This is a genomic window from Bradyrhizobium sp. Pha-3, from assembly GCF_042258615.1.
Taxonomy (GTDB): Bacteria; Pseudomonadota; Alphaproteobacteria; order Rhizobiales; family Xanthobacteraceae; genus Bradyrhizobium.
The window spans coordinates 5,267,614-5,284,781 of sequence record NZ_CP170152.1; the positions used below are offsets into that span (position 1 = coordinate 5,267,614).

A 17,168-nucleotide genomic window follows, 5' to 3' on the forward strand; every position below is an offset into this window, starting at 1 on the left:
CATATGATCTCGAAACGCGCTAACGCTGCGCGATGACACCGCATCAATCCTCTTCCCAACCCGTGCACATCGTGGGCGCGGGGCTCGCCGGCTCGGAAGCCGCCTGGCAGGTTGCCAATTCCGGCGTCCGTGCCGTCCTGCATGAAATGCGTCCGCATCGGATGACCGAGGCGCATCGGACCGAGGGCTGCGCCGAACTGGTCTGCTCGAATTCCTTCCGCTCCGACGATGCCGCCAACAACGCGGTCGGGCTGCTGCACGCCGAGATGCGGCGGCTGGGCTCGCTCATCATGCGCTCGGCCGACGCCAACCAGGTGCCCGCCGGCGGCGCGCTGGCGGTCGACCGCGATGGCTTCTCCGCCGCCGTCACCAAAGCGCTGAACGAACATCCGCTGATCGAGATCAGCCGCGAGGAAGTCGCGGGCCTGCCGCCGGCCGACTGGAGCAACGTGATCGTCGCCACCGGTCCCCTCACCTCGGCGCCGCTCGCCGATGCAATCAGGCAGCTCACCGACGAGAACGCGCTGGCGTTCTTCGATGCGATCGCACCGATCGTGCACAAGGATTCCATCGACATGTCGGTGGCCTGGTTTCAGTCGCGCTACGACAAGGTCGGTCCCGGCGGCACCGGCGCCGACTACATCAACTGCCCGATGACCAAGGAGCAATATGACGCCTTCGTCGCGGCGCTGCTCGAGGGCGAGAAGGTCGATTTCAAGGATTGGGAGACCAACACGCCCTATTTCGACGGCTGCCTGCCGGTCGAGGTGATGGCCGAACGCGGCCAGGAGACGCTGCGCCACGGGCCGATGAAGCCGGTCGGATTGACCAATCCGCACAATCCGACGGTCAAGGCTTATGCGATCGTCCAGCTGCGGCAGGACAACAAGCTCGGCACGCTCTACAACATCGTCGGTTTCCAGACCAAGCTGAAGCATGGCGCGCAGCAGCGCGTGTTCCGCGCCATCCCGGGCCTCGAGAACGCGGAGTTCGCCCGCCTCGGCGGCCTGCATCGCAACACCTTCCTGAATTCACCGAAGCTGCTCGATAGCCAGCTGCGCCTGCGCGCGCAGCCGCGGCTGCGTTTCGCCGGCCAGATGACGGGCTGCGAGGGCTACGTCGAGTCGGCCAGCGTCGGCCTGATTGCCGGCCTCTGCGCCGCCGCCGACATGCGCGGCACCGCGCTGACGCCACCGCCCGCCACCACCGCGCTCGGCGCGCTGCTCGGCCACATCACCGGCGGCCATATCGAAACCATCGACGCCGGTTCGCGCTCGTTCCAGCCGATGAACATCAATTTCGGTCTGTTTCCGCCGCTGGCCAGCGCTCCGACCAAGAAGCCGGACGGCTCGCGGCTGCGCGGCAACGAGAAGACGGTCGCCAAGAAGCAGGCGATCAGCGCACGGGCACTCGCCGATCTCGACCACTGGATCGCAGAGCACCTGCGCGTTGCGGCAGCGGCCTGACCATCATGAGCTTGCCGAAAGACGACGACGCCACCCTGTCGGCGCGATGGAGCCAGGGCGTCCTGCTCAAGCGCGACGTATTCTCGACTGTCGAGCGCGGCCGTTTCCGGACCGATGACGGCGAGGTCGACGGCGTGCTGCGCCGGCTCGATCAGGTGCCGTTCTGGTCGTTCGCCGTGGCGCTGCACCTGTTCTCGCGCGAACGCCGCGCGCTGACCCTGGCGCGCGATCTCGACGTCGGCCCCAAGCTGCTGTGGGCAGGCAGGCGCGCGCTGGTGCGTGGCTTCATCGACGGCGCGGCGCTGCACCTGGCGAAGCCGCATGGCGACGTCGCCTATTTCAGGTCCGCCAAGGCCGCGTTGCGCAAGCTGCATCGCGCCGGCATCTGCCACAACGACCTCGCCAAGGAGCAGAACTGGCTGGTCGGCCGCGACGGCCGCGCGTACCTCACCGACTTCCAGCTTGCTGCCTGCTTCAAGACCCGGAGCCGGCTGTTCCGCATCGCGGCCTATGAGGATCTGCGGCATCTGTTGAAGCACAAGCGCAGCTACGCGCCGGAGGCGTTGACGCCCAAGGAGCGCAAGGTGCTCGCGAAGAAGTCCGCGGTCGCCAGCGTCTGGCTCAAGACCGGCAAGAAGGTCTATCAGGCGATCACCCGCGGCATCTTCAATTTCACCGACCGCGAGGGCGGCGGCCGGCGGCTGGTCAACGACGCGCCGGTGCTGGTCGATTTGATCCGCAGGAATCCTGACGTGCGCGACACCGCGATCGTCGCCTTTGCCGACCGGCGCGTCGGCGTCGGGCTCTACGCCTTCGTCGAGGCCGACCAGTCCGCGCTGGAGAAGACGCTGCGCAGCGAGCTTGCCGGGGCCAAGGGCGTCAAGCCGCCGGAACACATCCAGATCGTGCATGCATTGCCGCGCGATGCGGCCGGCAAGCCGCGCACCGAAATCCTGCAGCTCGTCGCCATGAACCAGATCGACCTGATCGAACCGATGATGCGCAGCGACGCCGATCGCGAGTTCCTCAAGGACATCCTCGAGCAACGCAAAAATCTGCGCGATCGCTTCAATTTCGAAGTTGCCGAGATGGATCGGCCGGCACGCTGAAGCGCGCGCACTCTCGACAAACGCAGCTCGAAGCGCCAATCTTGTGAGGGCTAGCGCGCTCAAGGGACAAGCTTAATGCCACTCACCCGTGGCCGTATCGGGGGATATGATTCCGAACGCTTGGCGTTCGGATTCACCATGATGCACGGCGATCAGGAAATTGAATGTCAGATCAGCGACGCCGCAATGGACGAATTGGCCGGCACGCGCGGAACACCGAGCCTGGCCCGGCAGGCGCAGTTCATTGCGCTGCGCGACGCGATCGAGATGATCGCATCCGACATCTTTGACAGCGGCCCGGTGGTAAGAGGTGCGACGATCCGGATCTTCACCAAGCACATCTCGAAAGAACAGAGCTAGCGACCGAACTCTTCGGTGCGCGCAGCCCGCCACAATGTCCAGAGCGTGCGCAGGCGTGAGACCGGCTTCGGCAGGAACGGATCGTAGTCGGCCCTCCTCGCCCGGTTCAGTTCGCGCCTGATGTGAGCGAGCGGCAGGAAGATCGGCCTCACGCCGGACGGCACATCGGCCAGCAGCCCGAATGCGGTCTTGAGATGGCCCTGCGCCTCGTCCGCCAGCTGATCGATCGCGGCACGGATGTTCGGCGTGGGCTTGCCGGCAAACACCTCCTCCTTGCTGCTACCGTGCTGCTGCAGCAGTTGCACCGGCAGAAACAGCTGCTGCCGCGACGCGTCGCGGCCCAACGCCGCGATGACCTGCGCCATGCCCTGGGCGAGGCCGGCATGACGGGCCAGGTGATCGATCGCCTCCGATGGCCGCGCCACCACGCGCGTGGCCTGCGAGAACAGCGCCGCCGCCGTGGCGTCGAGATAGCCCTCGAGTGCGGCCAGCGACGGCATCGGGTCGTTGTAGAGATCGAAGTGATGCTCCTCGACCAGGAGCGAGAACGGCGAGACCGGCAGGCGGTGATTGCGGATCGCATACAGCAGCTCTGCCGCGACCGGATTGCCCTCGACGCCGCCGTGTCCGGCGCCTGCCAGCACGTCGGTCCACCATTGCAGCCGCATCTCGCCGGGCAGCGGCTGGCTGACCTGCTCGTGCACGCGCGAGACCTCGATGTTGAAGGCGTAGATTGCGAGCAGCGCCCGGCGCTCCGGACCCGGCATGAACAAGGTCGACGCGTAGCGCACGAAATCATGGGTCCGGACCAGATCGGCGCAAAAGGCCGCGCCGTCGGTCGGCGCCACCGCCGCGCTCATGGCACCGCGATCAGCGCCGCCGCGACGCGACGCCGCTCGCCCAGCATGATGTTGTAGGTGCGGATCGCGGGGCCCGTCTGCATCGGGTCGAGCACCACCCGCACCGCGCGCAGGGCCTCGCGCAGGCCCTTCGGCGGCACCCAGACCTCGGTGCCGGTGCCGACGATCAGCGTGTCGATCGCATTGGCGGCCGCGAATACCTTTTGCAGCGCGTATTCGTCGATCTCCTGCGGCCGGGTCACCGGCCAGGCCCAGATCGAGTCGGGCAAGCACAGCAGCGAGCCGCGGTGCGACATATCGGCGAACGCGAAGCCGCCCTTGCCGTAGGCCTCGATCGGCGCCGACCTCGGAAGATGGGGAGCGTCCGAGGGATTGCTCATGACCGGCTACTTCTTGGCTGCCGCGTTCGGCTTCTTCTCCGATTGATCGTCGGCGGCGTCGCGCCTCGTGGTGCCGACGCCGAGATAGATCAGGATCGGGGCCGCGATGAAGATCGAGGTGTAGGTGCCGACCAGCACCACGCCGAACATCATCACGGCGGTGAAGCTGTGAATCGCCTGGCCGCCGAACAGCAGCAGCGCGAGCAGCGCCAGGGTCACGGTGACGTGGGTGATGATCGAGCGCGACAGCGTCGAGTTGATCGATTCGTTGAGCAGCTGCGGCATCGGCATCTTCTTGTAGCGCCGCAGCATCTCGCGGATACGGTCGTAGATGACGACGGTGTCGTTGAGCGAATAGCCGAGAATCGTCAGCAGCGCCGCGATGCTGGTGAGATCGAAATCGACCTGGGTGATCGACATGAACCCGATCGTCAGCACGATGTCGTGGACGTTGGCGATCATGGCGCCGAGCGCGAACTGCCACTCGAACCGGAACCAGAGATAGATCAGGATGCCGACGATCGCGAGCATCAGGCCGAGCATGCCGTAGGCGAGCAGTTCGCCGGAGACGCGCGGTCCCACCACTTCGACGCGGCGGTAGTCGACGGAATCGCCGAGCGCACCGCGAACCTTCGTCACCGCATCTTGCTGGGCCTGGTCGCCGCCGGGCTGCTCCGCGACGCGGATCAGGACTTCGGCCGGACCTCCGAACTGCTGCAACTGCACCTCGCCGAGGCCAAGCCCGTTCAGGGTCGTGCGCATCGCGGCAATGTCGGCGGTGCCGGACTTGGCCCGTACCTCCAGCAGCGTGCCACCCTTGAAGTCGATGCCGAAATTCAGGCCGTGGGTGAAGAACAGCGTGATCGCAAGGATCGAGAGCAGCGCCGAGATCGGGAAGCTGATGCGGCGGAAGCGCGTGAAGTCGAAATGCGTGTCGTCGGGCACGATGCGCAGCGCCGGCATCAGCCCGAGCGCCGCGACCACGGTCAGCACGGCAATCAGGATGCCAAGGCCAATGAGAACGGTATGAGTCACAATAGGCCTCTCAGATCGGCACGGTTTGCGGCCGCTTCCACCGCACCCATGCCGCGACGATCAGGCGCGTCAAGGTAAAGGCAGTGAACACCGTGGTGATGATGCCGATGCCGAGCGTCACGGCAAAGCCGCGCACCGGTCCGGTGCCGATGTAGAACAGCACGGCGGCAGCGATGAAGGTGGTGATGTTGGAATCGAGGATGGTCGCCAGCGCCCGCTTGAACCCGGCGTCGATCGCCGAGATCGCGTTGCGGCCGCCGCGCAATTCCTCGCGGATGCGCTCGTAGATCAGCACGTTGGAGTCGACCGCGATGCCGACCGTCAGCACGATGCCGGCGATGCCGGGCAAGGTCAGCGTGGCGTTGAGCAGCGACAGCAGCCCGAAGATCATGGCGACGTTGATGGCCACCGCGATGTTGGCGAACACCCCGAACAGCCGGTAGGTGATCAGCATGAACACGATGACCAGGATCGAGCCGACATAGGCCGCAAGCTCGCCCTTTTCGATCGAGTCCTGGCCGAGGCCGGGACCGACAGTGCGCTCCTCGACCACCGTCAGTGGCGCCGGCAGCGCGCCGGCGCGCATCAGGATCGCCAGATCGTTGGCCGACTGCACGGTGAAGCTGCCGGAGATCTGGCCCTGTCCTCCGGTGATCGGTTCGCGAATCACGGGTGCCGAGATCACCTTGTTGTCGAGCACGATCGCAAACGGCTGGCCGACATTATCGGCGGTCGCCTGAGCGAATTTGCGCGCGCCCGACGTATTGAACTTGAAGCTGACGATCGCCTCGCCGGTACGCTGGTCGAAGCCGGGCTGGGCATCGGAGAGTTCGCTTCCGGAAACCAGCACCTGCTTCTTCACGATGTACGGAACCGGTGGCGGCGACGCGCTCACGAGCCGCTCCGAGTCCGCCGGCACCGTGGCCTGATCGGGCGACGCCGTGGTGTCGACCATGCGGAATTCCATCTTCGCGGTCTTGCCGAGCAGCTCCTTCAGATGGGTCGGGTCCTGCAGACCCGGCACCTGCACCAGGATGCGATCGGTGCCCTGACGCTGGATCAAGGGCTCGACGGTGCCGAGCTCGTTGACGCGGCGCTCGACGATCTGGATCGACTGCTCGATGGTCTTGCGCATCCGCTCGATCATCGCGGGCTGCGACACGGCCAGGCGGATCAAGCCGCCCCCCGCGTCCGTCACATCGACGTCGCGCTGGGCGCTGGAGCCGAGCAAGCCGCCGATCGGCTGCGCGACCTCGCGAAGTTTCGCCAACGCCGCCGGAACATCGGTCTCCTTGGCGATCCGGGCCTCGACGGCATCGTTGCGGATCGTGATGCCTCCGGTAAAGCCGATCCGGGCGTCACGCAGCGCCTTCCTTGTATCGTCGCGAACCTGTTCGAGCTTTTCCTTCTTCACATAGTTGGCGTCGACCTCGAGCAGCAGATACGAGCCGCCCTGCAAATCGAGGCCGAGGACGAGGCGCCGCTGCGCCCAGGCCGGCCAGGTCTTGACCTGCGCCTCGGGGAAGAAATTGGGCACGGCGCACAGGCAGACCACCAGCGCTGTCAGGATAATCCCCAGCGCTCGCCACCGCGTGAAATACAACATCGAATTGACCTGTCAGATTCGGCAAAAGGCTCCGCGGCAATCAGCTCGCGGACGCCTCGTCCTTGGCATCGCCCTTCGCCGGCTCGCCCTTGGTACGCACGCCCGAAATCATCTGGCGCATCTGCCGCACGCGAACGCCGTCCGAAATCTCGAACTCGATCTGGTCGTCGTCGACCACCTTGGTCACCTTGCCGACGAGGCCGCCCGAGGTCACCACGGTGTCGCCGCGGCGGATGTTCTTCACGAGATCCGCATGATCGCGCACCTTCCGCTGCTGCGGGCGCAGAATCAGGAAGTACATGATGACGAAGATCAGTGCGAATGGCAGCAACGACATCAACATGCTGTTGGTATCAGTGCCAGCTCCAGCCTGAGCAAACGCAGGAGTAATCAGCATTCGGACGATCCTCGGATAAGACGGGAAAGGACCGGCAGCGCCCTCGGGTTCGGGGCGGTATGGCGGTCCGGACAAATTCGCGCGGACTATAGCGGCCGCGGTCCCAATTGCAACGTTAACGGACCTTCATTTAGGGCGCTTGCGGGACCGCCGCCAGCCCGATAAGGCTGCGCCGTCAGGAACTGGACAAATGCCGAAAAAAGCCAAGAAATCCACCAGCAAAACTACCAGTAAAGCCGCCCGCAAAACCGCCCCTCACGCTGCCGCCAAGCATGCCGCAAACGCCGCGACAAAACGCCCGGTAATGCCGCTCGACGGCGCCACTGCCGAGCGGATCGCGAATGCCCTTGAGACCATTGCAAGCCGCCTTGCGGCCGCCTCCCCGGCCCCCGACCCGGCCGAGTCGTTCGGCGCCGCGGACGCCTTTGTCTGGCATCCAGACGGACGCCTTGCCCCGGTGCCGCGCGTCAGCCGGGTCGAGATCGGCCTGCTCAAGGGCGTCGACCGGGTGCGCGATATCCTGATGGAAAATACCGAGCGCTTCGCCAACGGACTGCCCGCCAACAATGCGCTGCTGTGGGGCGCCCGCGGCATGGGCAAGTCGTCGCTGGTCAAGGCGACGCATGCCAGCCTCAATGTCGATCGCAAGCCGGCCGACCGGCTGAAGCTGATCGAGATCCACCGCGAGGACATCGAGAGCCTGCCCGGCCTGATGGAGCTTCTGCGCAGCTCCTCCTTCCGTTTCATCGTGTTCTGCGACGACCTCTCCTTCGACGGCAACGATGCCTCGTACAAATCGCTCAAGGCGGTGCTGGAAGGCGGTATCGAGGGACGCCCCGAGAACGTCATCCTGTATGCGACCTCGAACCGGCGGCATCTCCTGGCGCGCGAGATGATCGAGAACGAGCGCTCGACCGCGATCAATCCGGGCGAGGCGGTCGAAGAGAAGGTGTCACTGTCGGATCGCTTTGGCCTCTGGCTCGGCTTCCACCGCTGCAGCCAGGACGAGTACCTTGCGATGGTGAAGGGCTATTGCGACCATTACGGCATCAAGATCGCCGAGGACCAGCTTGAGCGCGAGGCGCTCGAATGGTCGACCACCCGCGGATCGCGTTCCGGCCGCGTCGCTTGGCAGTACACGCAGGAACTCGCCGGCCGGCTCGGCGTGCGGTTGAGCGGGGCTTAGCGCGAGCCACACGTCCGGCAAGTCGCAGGCCTTCTGAATTCGGTGCGGCATGGGTACACTCGACGCATGCCGGCCGACCCCAGCACGACTGCGAGACGATGTGGCGAGTGCACCGCTTGCTGCGATGGCTGGCTGAAAATTCGGATTCGTGGCCACGACGTCCATCCGGGGCAGCCGTGCCCGTTCAGCAGCGCGGGCAAATGCACGATCTACGACGAGCGTCCGGTCGATCCCTGCCGGAATTTCGTCTGCGGCTGGCTTACGCCGACAAGCCCGCTGCCCGACTGGATGCGACCGGATAGATCCGATGTCATCTTTCTTCCGGCAAGCTTTGTCTGGCGCACAATTCCAGTCGACGTTGCGGTTGCCATCGGCGCTCGTCCGAAAGCCAAGGCGCGCGCGTGGCTGGAAGCCTTCAGCCGCGACGCGCGCCGTCCCCTGCTGCTGCAATCGGATGGGGATTGGCACGCGTTCGGACCGCCGCAATTCCTGAGCGACATGGTCGAGCGCCTCGCAGATAGACGAGACCCCTGGCAGCCGATCTAGGCCTGGCGCCAGGCGTCAGTTCGCTTCGAACCAGGCAGAACTGGCATCCATTATTCCAAAACAGACGTCTGTTTCTGCGTTGCAATATTTTAGGTCAGCATTGCTGTCTGATTTTTTCAGACAAAATTTCCGATCAGAAATTCAAGCACATCTACGTAAGTCAAATCTTATTCCAAAATCCGAGATGCGACAAATTGATGCAGTGCAATAGTATCATAGTACCATTTAAGTCACATCGCGTGTTTATCGGCCTGACCTTGCCCGCATCCATGTATCTGGTGTGTGGTATACATTAACGTCCCTCCACTTTGTGACCCTCAGCACACCGCTGAGGTGATCTGACAAAGGGGGGGAATGGATGAAGAAGGGACTTCTCGCCGGAACCGCTCTCGCGGCGATCGGCCTGGCGCTCACACAACAACCGGTGCAGGCAGCAACGCTCGACGACGTGATGGCGCGTCTGGATGCACTCGAACGAAACAATGCGAAGCTGGCGAAGGAGAATGCGCAGCTCCGGGATCGCGTGAATAACATTGCAAGCCGCAGCGCCGCGCCCCCTGCGGCGACCTCAACGCCAAAGGGCAACCCGGTACAGCATGCCGGCGTTGCGCCATCCCCGAAGCCACCGGCTCCCGAACATGCCGTCGTCAGCATCGGAGGCGCGCCGCTCTACAGCAAGGCGCCGGGCGGCAACGCCTTCGTCGACAACACCACCGTCACGCTTTACGGCCACGTGGATTTGTCCGGCGACGTCTTCAACGCCGGCGTGTTCGATCAGGGCACCAAGTTCGGTGTGGCAAGCAACCTCACCTTCTTCGGCGTCCACGCGCGTCACGATCTCGCACCGTATGGCTTCGCCGGCTGGGCCGCCATCGCCCAGTTTGAATCCCTCGTCGAGGTCGCCGCGGTTCCGACCGAGCGTGCCGCGCTCGGAACGCGCGACAGCTTCATCGGGATGGCAACGCCGTGGGGCACGATCAAGGCGGGCAAATCGGATACGCCCTACAAGAAAGCCACATCGAAGTTCGATCCGTTCTCGGCGACGCTCGGCGACTACAACTCGATCATGGGCAATACCGGCGGGGACCTGCGTGCGGAGTTCGATTGGCGTGCGGCCCATGCGCTCTGGTACGAATCGCCGGTCTGGAACGGTTTCCAGACCACGCTGATGATCTCGCCCGGGCAGAACACGGCAAAGGACAACAGCGATTTCGCGCTCGGCGACTTCAACTGCCCCGCCACCTCCTCGCGCGGCAGCGGCAGCGGCTTCCCGCTGACGGCGGCCCCCGAAGGCTGCACCGACGGCTCGTACGGCAACCTCTACAGCGCCTCGCTGACCTACAATCAGGGACCGTTCACGGCGGTCGGCGCCTACGAACTGCATGAGGGCACCAACCGTACCGGCGACGAAGGCGTCACGCCGTTGAGCAATGGCGGCGTGCTGATCGTTCCGCCGGGAGCCGTCGGCATCGCCAACGAATGGGCCGCGAAGATCGGCGCCGGGTATCGCCTCGACGACGGCATCGGCAAGCTGCAGCTCTATGGCATCTACGAGGTGATGCGGCGCGAGAACACCGTGGCCGACTTCAACGAGCGGTCGCGCGACGGCTACTACCTCAGCGCCACCCAGAGCGTCGGCGCCTGGGACGTCAGCGCGTCATGGGCTCATGCCAATGCATCGCCCGGCTCGCCGGGGACCGGCATATTCAATAACTACACCGTCACTCCGGCGGCAGGCTCGGCCGATTTTGCGCTCAACTCGGTCGACAGCAGCGCCGATCAGTATGCGGCCGGCGTCAAGTATCACTTCAGCCCATTCGCGACGTGGTACCTCGTCGGCAGCTACCTGCGGAACGGTCCCGGCGCACACTACTGCCTCGGCGCAAGCGGCCACGGCTACGCGATCTGCGGACGCGATGCCAACAACAACGTGGTCGCCGGCAACAAGGCCTCGGCGGTCACAACTGGCATGACGTTCGACTTCTAAAGCAAACCAAAACGGGGGAGGCTTGCGCCTCCCCCGTTGTCTTTGTTGTGAGACTTGGAAGTCCCGGCGCGTAACTTACGCACCGTTGAGGAACTGGAGCGGATCGACCGGAGACGATCCCTTGCGAATCTCGAAGTGAAGCTGCGGCGAGCCGGCCTCGCCCGACTGGCCCGACTTGGCGATCACCTGGCCGCGCTTGATGGTATCGCCGCGCTTCACCAGAATTTCGCTCGCATGAGCATAGGCGGTGACGTAGCCGTTGGAATGGCGAACCAGCACGAGATTGCCGTAGCCCTTCAGCTCATTGCCCGAATAGGCGACGACGCCGTCTTCGGCCGCCTTCACCGGCGTGCCTTCGGGCACCGCGACGTTGATGCCGTCATTGACCTTGCCGTTGGTCTTCGAGCCGTAGGCGGTGATGACCTTGCCGCGCACCGGCCAGCGGAACGTCGGCAATGCGCCGGTGGCTTCGCTCGACTTGGTGGCAACGGGCGCTTCTGCGGCGGCGACCGGCTGTTCGACGGTCGCGGTCGGCTGAACCAGCCGCGCGCTCTGCTGCGGCAGCGCCGTGGCGACGACCTTCGGAGCCGCCATGGCTGGTGCCGGGGCAACCGCAACCGGTGTGGCAGCAACGCCTTGCGCAACCGGCGCAGGTGCCGCCATCGCGGTCTTGGCGCCAGGCACCACCAGCTTCATGCCGAGGCTTAGCCGGGCCGACTGATCGAGATTGTTGGCGCGGGCGAGCTCAGCCACGGGAATGTGGTGCTGGCGCGCGATGCTGTGCAGTGTATCGCCGCGATTGACATAGTGGACGCCGGCAGGCGCAGCTGCCACGGCAACGGGCCGCGTCGCAGGTGCTGCCATCGCCGGTGCTGCGGCGGCGGCCATCGGGCGCGGAATGACCAGCTGCTGGCCGGGCGACAGCGCGCGCGGTCCCTTGTAGCCATTGGCGCGCAGGATCTCGGCGGTCGAGACGTTGTAGCGGCGCGCCAGCAGTTCGAGCGTATCGCTGGTGCCGACGATGATGGTGGTGCCGCTATGGCCGGCATGTGCTGCCGCGACCGAACGCGGAACGGTGCCGGTGGCTTCGATCTGCGCCTGCGCCGGCGGCGGCGTGTAGGACGAAAGCCCACGCCCTCCGCCGGAGACGCCGGCGTTGGCGACCGGGTATGACTGCGGCGCCGCAACCGGCGGCGGCAATGGCTGCGACTGATACTGCGAATATTGCGGCTGCGTTCGCGGCCGCGCGTATTGCGGCAGCTCGCGCGGCGGCTGTGCCTGCACGGTGCCGGTCGGCTGCGGATCAAACGCAAACGGATTTTGCGAGTAGGAGTTTTGCGAGAAGCGCGACGACATATCGGCGCTGCAACCGGCAAAAGCCATGGACATCAGCGTCAGCACCGCAACCTGCGGTACGCGACGCGAGCGAAGCAACTCGACAACCCCAGACATGGTTACTCACTCGTACGCAACAAAAGACTGTTTTGAGTAAACACGTCGCGAGTAAATAACCGCTTAACCCTGCGAATAAGGCGTTGGCGCCAAGCCGCAAATCGCCGGATTTACAGTTCGCGCGCGATTCCCGGCAGCGCCGGCACAAAGCGGACGTCGACCAATTCCTTGCGGTCGAAGCCGCTCTCCGTCCGCACCACGCGGACCAGGGTCTGGGTCCCCTGATGCGGTCCGACCGGGGCGATCAGGATGCCGCCCGGATCGAGCCGCTCCAGCAGCTTCTCGGGGATCTGCTCCATCGCCGCGGTGACGATGATGCGGTCGAAATCCCCGGCCCCCGCCGGGACGTCGAAGCCGTCGCCGAGCAGCACCTCGATGTTGTAATAGCCCAGCTTTTCGAGGCGTTTGCGGGCGCTGTCAGCCAGCGTCCGGTAGCGCTCGATGGTCAGAACCTGTTTGCACAGCCGGGACAAGACGGCCGCCTGGTAGCCCGAGCCAGTGCCGATCTCAAGCACGCGGTGGTCCTTCTGCAGCCGCAGCTGCTCGGTCATGTAGGCGACGACAAAAGGCTGGCTGATGGTCTGCCCGCAGGCGATCCCAAGCGCGCTGTCGCGATAGGCATCGTTTCGGTCGCGCGGATCGACGAACATCTCGCGCGGCACCTCCTCCATGGTGCGCAACACCGCCTGATCGCTCACCCCTCGCCGCCGCAGGGTGAGCTGAAACATCATCTTCTCGGTCGGATCGGGCTTCACGGCCATGTTCATCAGCGTCTCTGGGCAGCAGCGCGGAATCTTCCTTACGCTTGATGCCATTGAAATCCGAAATACCGCGTTAAGGAAAAATTTCCCGTCACGATTTGTTCCCGGTCAGGAACCCGCAGTCCTATTTCGTATTGGCGCCACCACGGCAGCTTCCCATATAATCACAGCGATACGCGGTGAACGCCCAGGCGCGGGGGCTCTGGTTGAGTGGTTTGCACCCGGTCGGAGACTGGACGAATCTCGCGTAACAAGTCAGTCAGGGCGGTCCGGCGAGGCAGCGTCGCGCGCTGGAAACCGACTAATTCCCAAACGTTTGCATTGCACCTTATAGTGTTATTTGCGAGCCTATTTCAGGGACGGGCAAGGATTCCATCATGACAGCGATACGGCCGGCGGGCTGTTCAGTTTTCCTCGTGGAGGACGAGGTCATGATCCGGATGATGGTCGCCGATATGCTGGAAGAGCTCGGCCATAGTGTCGCGGCCGAGGCCGGCGAGATCGGCGAAGCGGTCAAGCTCGCGCAATCGACCGAATTCGACCTCGCGATCCTGGACGTCAACGTCAATGGCAAGGTGATCACCCCGGTCGCCGAGCTGATCAACGCCCGCAACCGCCCCTTCATCTTCGCGACCGGCTATGGCTCGTCCGGCCTGCCCCCGGAGTATCGCGATCGTCCGGCGCTGCAAAAGCCCTTCCAGCTGGAAACGCTGGCGCAGGTGATCTCCAGCGCGATGAAGGGCGCGCCGGTTTAAATCTCACCCGCATTCGTATTCGTGGCCCGGATGCAGCGAAGCGAAATCCGGGACCGCTCTCTATGCGCTAAAGATTTTCCCGGATTTCGCCGCGCTCCATCCGGGCTACAGATTGCCTGCATCACTTCAGCGTCGCGGACAGCGTTTCCGAAAACACCTCATCGGTGCGGTCGAGCCGCAGCGGCGTCACCGAGACGTAGCGCGCGGCAAGCGCGGCGAGATCGGTGCCTTCGGCCGGCGCATCCATCATCGCCGCGCGCTCGAAGCCGATCCAGAAATACGGATTGCCACGTCCGTCGTGACGGCGATCGATCTTCAGAAAACCCTGATTGCGCTTGCCCTGCCGCGTGATCCGGATGCCCTTGACGTCGTCGGGCATGCAGGACGGGAAGTTGACGTTGATGACGGTGTTGCGGGGCACGCCTGCACCGATCACCTTGCGGATGATGTCGGGTCCGAATTTCAGCGCGGTGTCCCACAGCGGCGCGTTGCGCGTCTCGATCGAAAACTCCTGCGACAACGCGAACGACGGAAAGCCCAGAATGGTGCCTTCCAGCGCGCCGGCGATGGTGCCGGAATAGACCACGTCCTCGGCGACGTTGCGGCCCTTGTTGACGCCGCTCAGCACCAGATCGGGCAGCTTGTCTCCGAGGATGTGGCGCGCACCCATGATGACGCAATCGGTCGGCGTGCCGCGCACCGCGAAGTGACGCGGGCTGACTTCGCGCAGACGCAGCGGATCGTTGAGCGACAGCGAATGCGACACGCCGGACTGGTCGAGCTCGGGGGCAACGATCCAGACGTCGTCGGACAATGCGCGTGCGATCTCCTCGACGACCTGCAGGCCGGGGGCGTGGATGCCGTCATCATTGGTGCAGAGAATTCGCATCCGTCAAAGTGCCTCTTGTTCCGATTCGACGCCGGTTTCGTGAATTGCGGTTTCTTGAGTTGCAGTTTCTTGAGTTGATTGCCGTCTTAACCGGCTAGGGCCGCGGAGGCAAACCCGGCCCGTGCCATCGCGCCGACGTCACGCGCCATGGATGCACGAATCTGCCGCTGCAGGCGATCTTGCGGTCGAACACCGGCCAGGCCGGTCGGGCTGACTGCCGAACCGCCGTAACAACCGGTGCCGGCGCTGGCGCTTCGAGCGTCTTAGCCGGCGCCGTCTGTCGCACTTCGGACGTGAGGGCCTCGGATGTGAGGGGCTCGGTCTTCGCAGGCTCAGCTTTGGCAGGTTCAGCCTTTGGAGCTTCAGGCTTGGGAGCTTCGGCCTTGGGCCGTTCAACCTTGGGCGGTTCAACCCTCCGAGATTCGGGCTTAGGCAGCTCGGGGGTGACGGAAGCCGCCTGAAGAAGCTCGGGCCTCGGAGCCTTCGGAAGCTCGGATTTGGGGAACTCGGATCCGACGGGGTCGACCTTGCGAGGCTCAGGCTTCGGCGGTTCAGGCTTCGGCGTTTCGAGTTTGGGCGGTTCAGGTTTGGGCGGCGGCGCGGGCGCCTTCTCGGCTGGCTTTGCGACGGGCGCTGCCGCAGCCGATTTCGATTTCAGTCTCGCCAGCAGCTCCTCGATCGAGGGCACCGATTCCGCGTCAAACGGAGCACGCGGCACGGCCGGCGGCGTGGCCCGGACCGGCGGCGGCGCGACGGCTGCGGGCGCGGGCAGATCGGCCGGCGCCAGGTGGGCGAACTTGCCGCGCGCGATCTCCAGCGCCTTGTCGAAATCGGGCCTGTCGATCCAGGCCTTCGTTTGCACCTCGGTGACGCGGGCTTCCCACAAGCGCGCGGCCTCGATGTCGTAATAGCCCATCTGCTTCTGGTTGATCAGCTGCAGGCCGTGGCCCGTGACGGCCCATTGTCGACCAAGCCAGTGGATGTCACGGTGAAGCGGCATCGCACTGGCCCTCGCCTCACATGCCGTGCTCGATGACTTTGAGCCCGCCCATATAGGGCTGCAGCACATCGGGCACCGCGATCGAGCCATCCTGCTGCTGATAGGTCTCCATCACAGCGATCAACGCGCGCCCGACCGCCGTGCCGGAACCGTTCAGCGTATGCACGAAGCGCGGCTTGCCGTCGGGGCCGCGATAGCGCGCGTCCATCCGGCGCGCCTGGAAGTCACCGCACACCGAGCAGCTCGAAATCTCGCGATAGGCACCGCCATCGCCCTGCCCCGGCATCCACACCTCGATGTCGTAGGTCTTCTGCGCGGAGAAGCCCATGTCGCCGGCGCACAGCGTCATGACGCGATAATGCAGGTCGAGCTTCTGCAGCACCTGCTCGGCGCAGGACAACATGCGCTCGAGCTCATCCTTGCTGGCTTCCGGCGTCGTGATCGACACCAGCTCGACCTTCGTGAACTGGTGCTGCCGGATCATGCCGCGGGTATCGCGTCCCGCAGCACCGGCTTCGGCGCGGAAGCACGGCGTCAGCGCGGTGAGCCGCATCGGCAGCTCTTTTTCGTCGAGGATGGATTCGCGCGCGAGGTTGGTCAGCGAGACCTCCGCGGTTGGAATCAGGCCGAGCCGCTCGCTGCGCAGATCGGCATTCGGCGTCGAGAGCAACTCGCCCTTGATCGCCCAGAACTGATCGTCCTCGAACTTCGGCAACTGGCCGGTGCCGAACATCACGGCGTCGCGCACCAGCAGCGGCGGATTGATCTCGGCATAGCCGTGCTCGCCGGTGTGCAAATCGAGCATGAACTGCCCGATCGCACGCTCGAGCCGCGCCAGCCCCTTCTTCAGCACCACGAAGCGCGCGCCGGACAGTTTCGCCGCGGCCTCGAAATCCATATAGCCGAGCGCAGTGCCGAGATCGTCATGCAGCTTCGGCGCAAAGCCGTAGTCGCGTTTCTTGCCGAACACATGGTGCTGGACATTGCCGTGCTCGTCGGTGCCGTCGGGCACCTCGTCGAGCGGCAGATTGGGAATCGACGAGAGCTCCTTGATCAGCTCGTCATCGAACGATTTCGCAGCCAGCTCGAGCTCCGGCATCGTGGTCTTCAGCTCGGCGACCTCGGCCATCAGCTTGGCCGCGCGCGCCTCGTCCTTTGCCTTCTTGGCGTCGCCGATCTCCTTTGAGGCCGCATTGCGCCGCGCCTGGACCTGCTCCGACGCCAGGATCGCCGCACGCCGCTTCTCGTCGATCGCCAGCAGCGACGGCGACAGGGCCCCAAGTCCGCGGCGCTTCAGGCCGGCGTCGAAGGCTGTCGGGTTGTCGCGGATCGCTTTGATGTCGTGCATGGCGTGGTAGTCCTGACGGCGGGCTTGCAGA

At 64.8% G+C, this 17,168-nt stretch carries 17 protein-coding genes; 7 read left to right on the forward strand and 10 right to left on the reverse strand.

Features of this window, described 5'->3' with window-relative positions:
• Positions 1-32 precede the first annotated feature (32 nt).
• The 3 genes from trmFO (at position 33) to ACE10Z_RS25150 (ending at position 2,935) form a co-directional block, all read left to right on the forward strand.
• Entirely contained in the window at positions 33-1,466 is a 1,434-nt protein-coding gene (trmFO, locus tag ACE10Z_RS25140) for a methylenetetrahydrofolate--tRNA-(uracil(54)-C(5))-methyltransferase (FADH(2)-oxidizing) TrmFO (RefSeq protein ID WP_375783164.1), read from the forward strand.
• 5 nt (positions 1,467-1,471) lie between these two features.
• Entirely contained in the window at positions 1,472-2,575 is a 1,104-nt protein-coding gene (locus ACE10Z_RS25145) for a serine/threonine protein kinase (protein ID WP_375783165.1), read from the forward strand.
• A gap of 120 nt (positions 2,576-2,695) precedes the next feature.
• Positions 2,696-2,935 carry a DUF1488 family protein gene (locus ACE10Z_RS25150; RefSeq protein ID WP_375783166.1) on the forward strand — a complete coding sequence of 80 codons (240 nt, stop codon included), beginning with the start codon at positions 2,696-2,698 and terminating at the stop codon, positions 2,933-2,935.
• Here the strand turns inward: ACE10Z_RS25150 and ACE10Z_RS25155 are convergent.
• From ACE10Z_RS25155 to yajC, 5 genes are read right to left on the reverse strand one after another with little or no spacing between them, the layout of a single operon-like run.
• Positions 2,932-3,795 (reverse strand): phytoene/squalene synthase family protein, encoded by an 864-nt coding sequence (locus tag ACE10Z_RS25155; protein WP_375783167.1) that lies wholly within the window; start codon positions 3,793-3,795, stop codon positions 2,932-2,934. The genes ACE10Z_RS25150 and ACE10Z_RS25155 overlap by 4 nt on opposite strands.
• Positions 3,792-4,175 (reverse strand): Mth938-like domain-containing protein, encoded by a 384-nt coding sequence (locus tag ACE10Z_RS25160; protein ID WP_375783168.1) that lies wholly within the window; start codon positions 4,173-4,175, stop codon positions 3,792-3,794. Before ACE10Z_RS25160 ends, ACE10Z_RS25155 begins: the two co-directional genes overlap by 4 nt.
• A 6-nt stretch (positions 4,176-4,181) precedes the next feature.
• Positions 4,182-5,210 carry a protein translocase subunit SecF gene (secF, locus tag ACE10Z_RS25165; protein ID WP_375783169.1) on the reverse strand — a complete coding sequence of 343 codons (1,029 nt, stop codon included), beginning with the start codon at positions 5,208-5,210 and terminating at the stop codon, positions 4,182-4,184.
• 10 nt (positions 5,211-5,220) lie between these two features.
• Positions 5,221-6,816 carry a protein translocase subunit SecD gene (secD, locus tag ACE10Z_RS25170; RefSeq protein WP_375783170.1) on the reverse strand — a complete coding sequence of 532 codons (1,596 nt, stop codon included), beginning with the start codon at positions 6,814-6,816 and terminating at the stop codon, positions 5,221-5,223.
• 40 nt (positions 6,817-6,856) lie between these two features.
• A complete protein-coding gene (gene yajC, locus ACE10Z_RS25175; RefSeq protein WP_050400518.1) occupies positions 6,857-7,213 on the reverse strand; it encodes a preprotein translocase subunit YajC in 357 nt (118 codons plus the stop codon).
• A 304-nt stretch (positions 7,214-7,517) separates the two neighbouring features.
• On the opposite strand from yajC, the gene ACE10Z_RS25180 reads away from it, so the two are divergent.
• From ACE10Z_RS25180 to ACE10Z_RS25190, 3 genes are all read left to right on the forward strand, one after another.
• The gene (locus ACE10Z_RS25180) at positions 7,518-8,399 is read left to right on the forward strand and encodes an ATP-binding protein (protein WP_375789915.1); all 882 of its coding nucleotides are present in this window, start codon (positions 7,518-7,520) and stop codon (positions 8,397-8,399) included.
• 66 nt (positions 8,400-8,465) lie between these two features.
• Positions 8,466-8,945 carry a hypothetical protein gene (locus tag ACE10Z_RS25185; protein WP_375783171.1) on the forward strand — a complete coding sequence of 160 codons (480 nt, stop codon included), beginning with the start codon at positions 8,466-8,468 and terminating at the stop codon, positions 8,943-8,945.
• 358 nt (positions 8,946-9,303) lie between these two features.
• Positions 9,304-10,932 (forward strand): porin, encoded by a 1,629-nt coding sequence (locus ACE10Z_RS25190; RefSeq protein ID WP_375783172.1) that lies wholly within the window; start codon positions 9,304-9,306, stop codon positions 10,930-10,932.
• 75 nt (positions 10,933-11,007) lie between these two features.
• Here the strand turns inward: ACE10Z_RS25190 and ACE10Z_RS25195 are convergent, their stop codons facing one another.
• Positions 11,008-12,384 carry a peptidoglycan DD-metalloendopeptidase family protein gene (locus tag ACE10Z_RS25195; RefSeq protein WP_375783173.1) on the reverse strand — a complete coding sequence of 459 codons (1,377 nt, stop codon included), beginning with the start codon at positions 12,382-12,384 and terminating at the stop codon, positions 11,008-11,010.
• 110 nt (positions 12,385-12,494) lie between these two features.
• The gene (locus ACE10Z_RS25200) at positions 12,495-13,151 is read right to left on the reverse strand and encodes a protein-L-isoaspartate(D-aspartate) O-methyltransferase (protein WP_375783174.1); all 657 of its coding nucleotides are present in this window, start codon (positions 13,149-13,151) and stop codon (positions 12,495-12,497) included.
• A 371-nt stretch (positions 13,152-13,522) separates the two neighbouring features.
• On the opposite strand from ACE10Z_RS25200, the gene ACE10Z_RS25205 reads away from it, so the two are divergent.
• A complete protein-coding gene (locus tag ACE10Z_RS25205; protein ID WP_026192734.1) occupies positions 13,523-13,900 on the forward strand; it encodes a response regulator in 378 nt (125 codons plus the stop codon).
• Positions 13,901-14,021: 121 nt separating this feature from the next.
• Here the strand turns inward: ACE10Z_RS25205 and surE are convergent, their stop codons facing one another.
• The 3 genes from surE to serS all read right to left on the reverse strand — a co-directional run bounded on the left by surE (position 14,022) and on the right by serS (position 17,137).
• The gene (surE, locus tag ACE10Z_RS25210; protein WP_375783175.1) at positions 14,022-14,789 is read right to left on the reverse strand and encodes a 5'/3'-nucleotidase SurE; all 768 of its coding nucleotides are present in this window, start codon (positions 14,787-14,789) and stop codon (positions 14,022-14,024) included.
• A gap of 94 nt (positions 14,790-14,883) precedes the next feature.
• A complete protein-coding gene (locus ACE10Z_RS25215; protein WP_375783176.1) occupies positions 14,884-15,705 on the reverse strand; it encodes a hypothetical protein in 822 nt (273 codons plus the stop codon).
• 100 nt (positions 15,706-15,805) lie between these two features.
• Complete coding sequence (serS, locus tag ACE10Z_RS25220) at positions 15,806-17,137, reverse strand: serine--tRNA ligase (RefSeq protein WP_375783177.1); 1,332 nt, start codon at positions 17,135-17,137, stop codon at positions 15,806-15,808.
• Between the last annotated feature and the right edge of the window lie 31 nt (positions 17,138-17,168).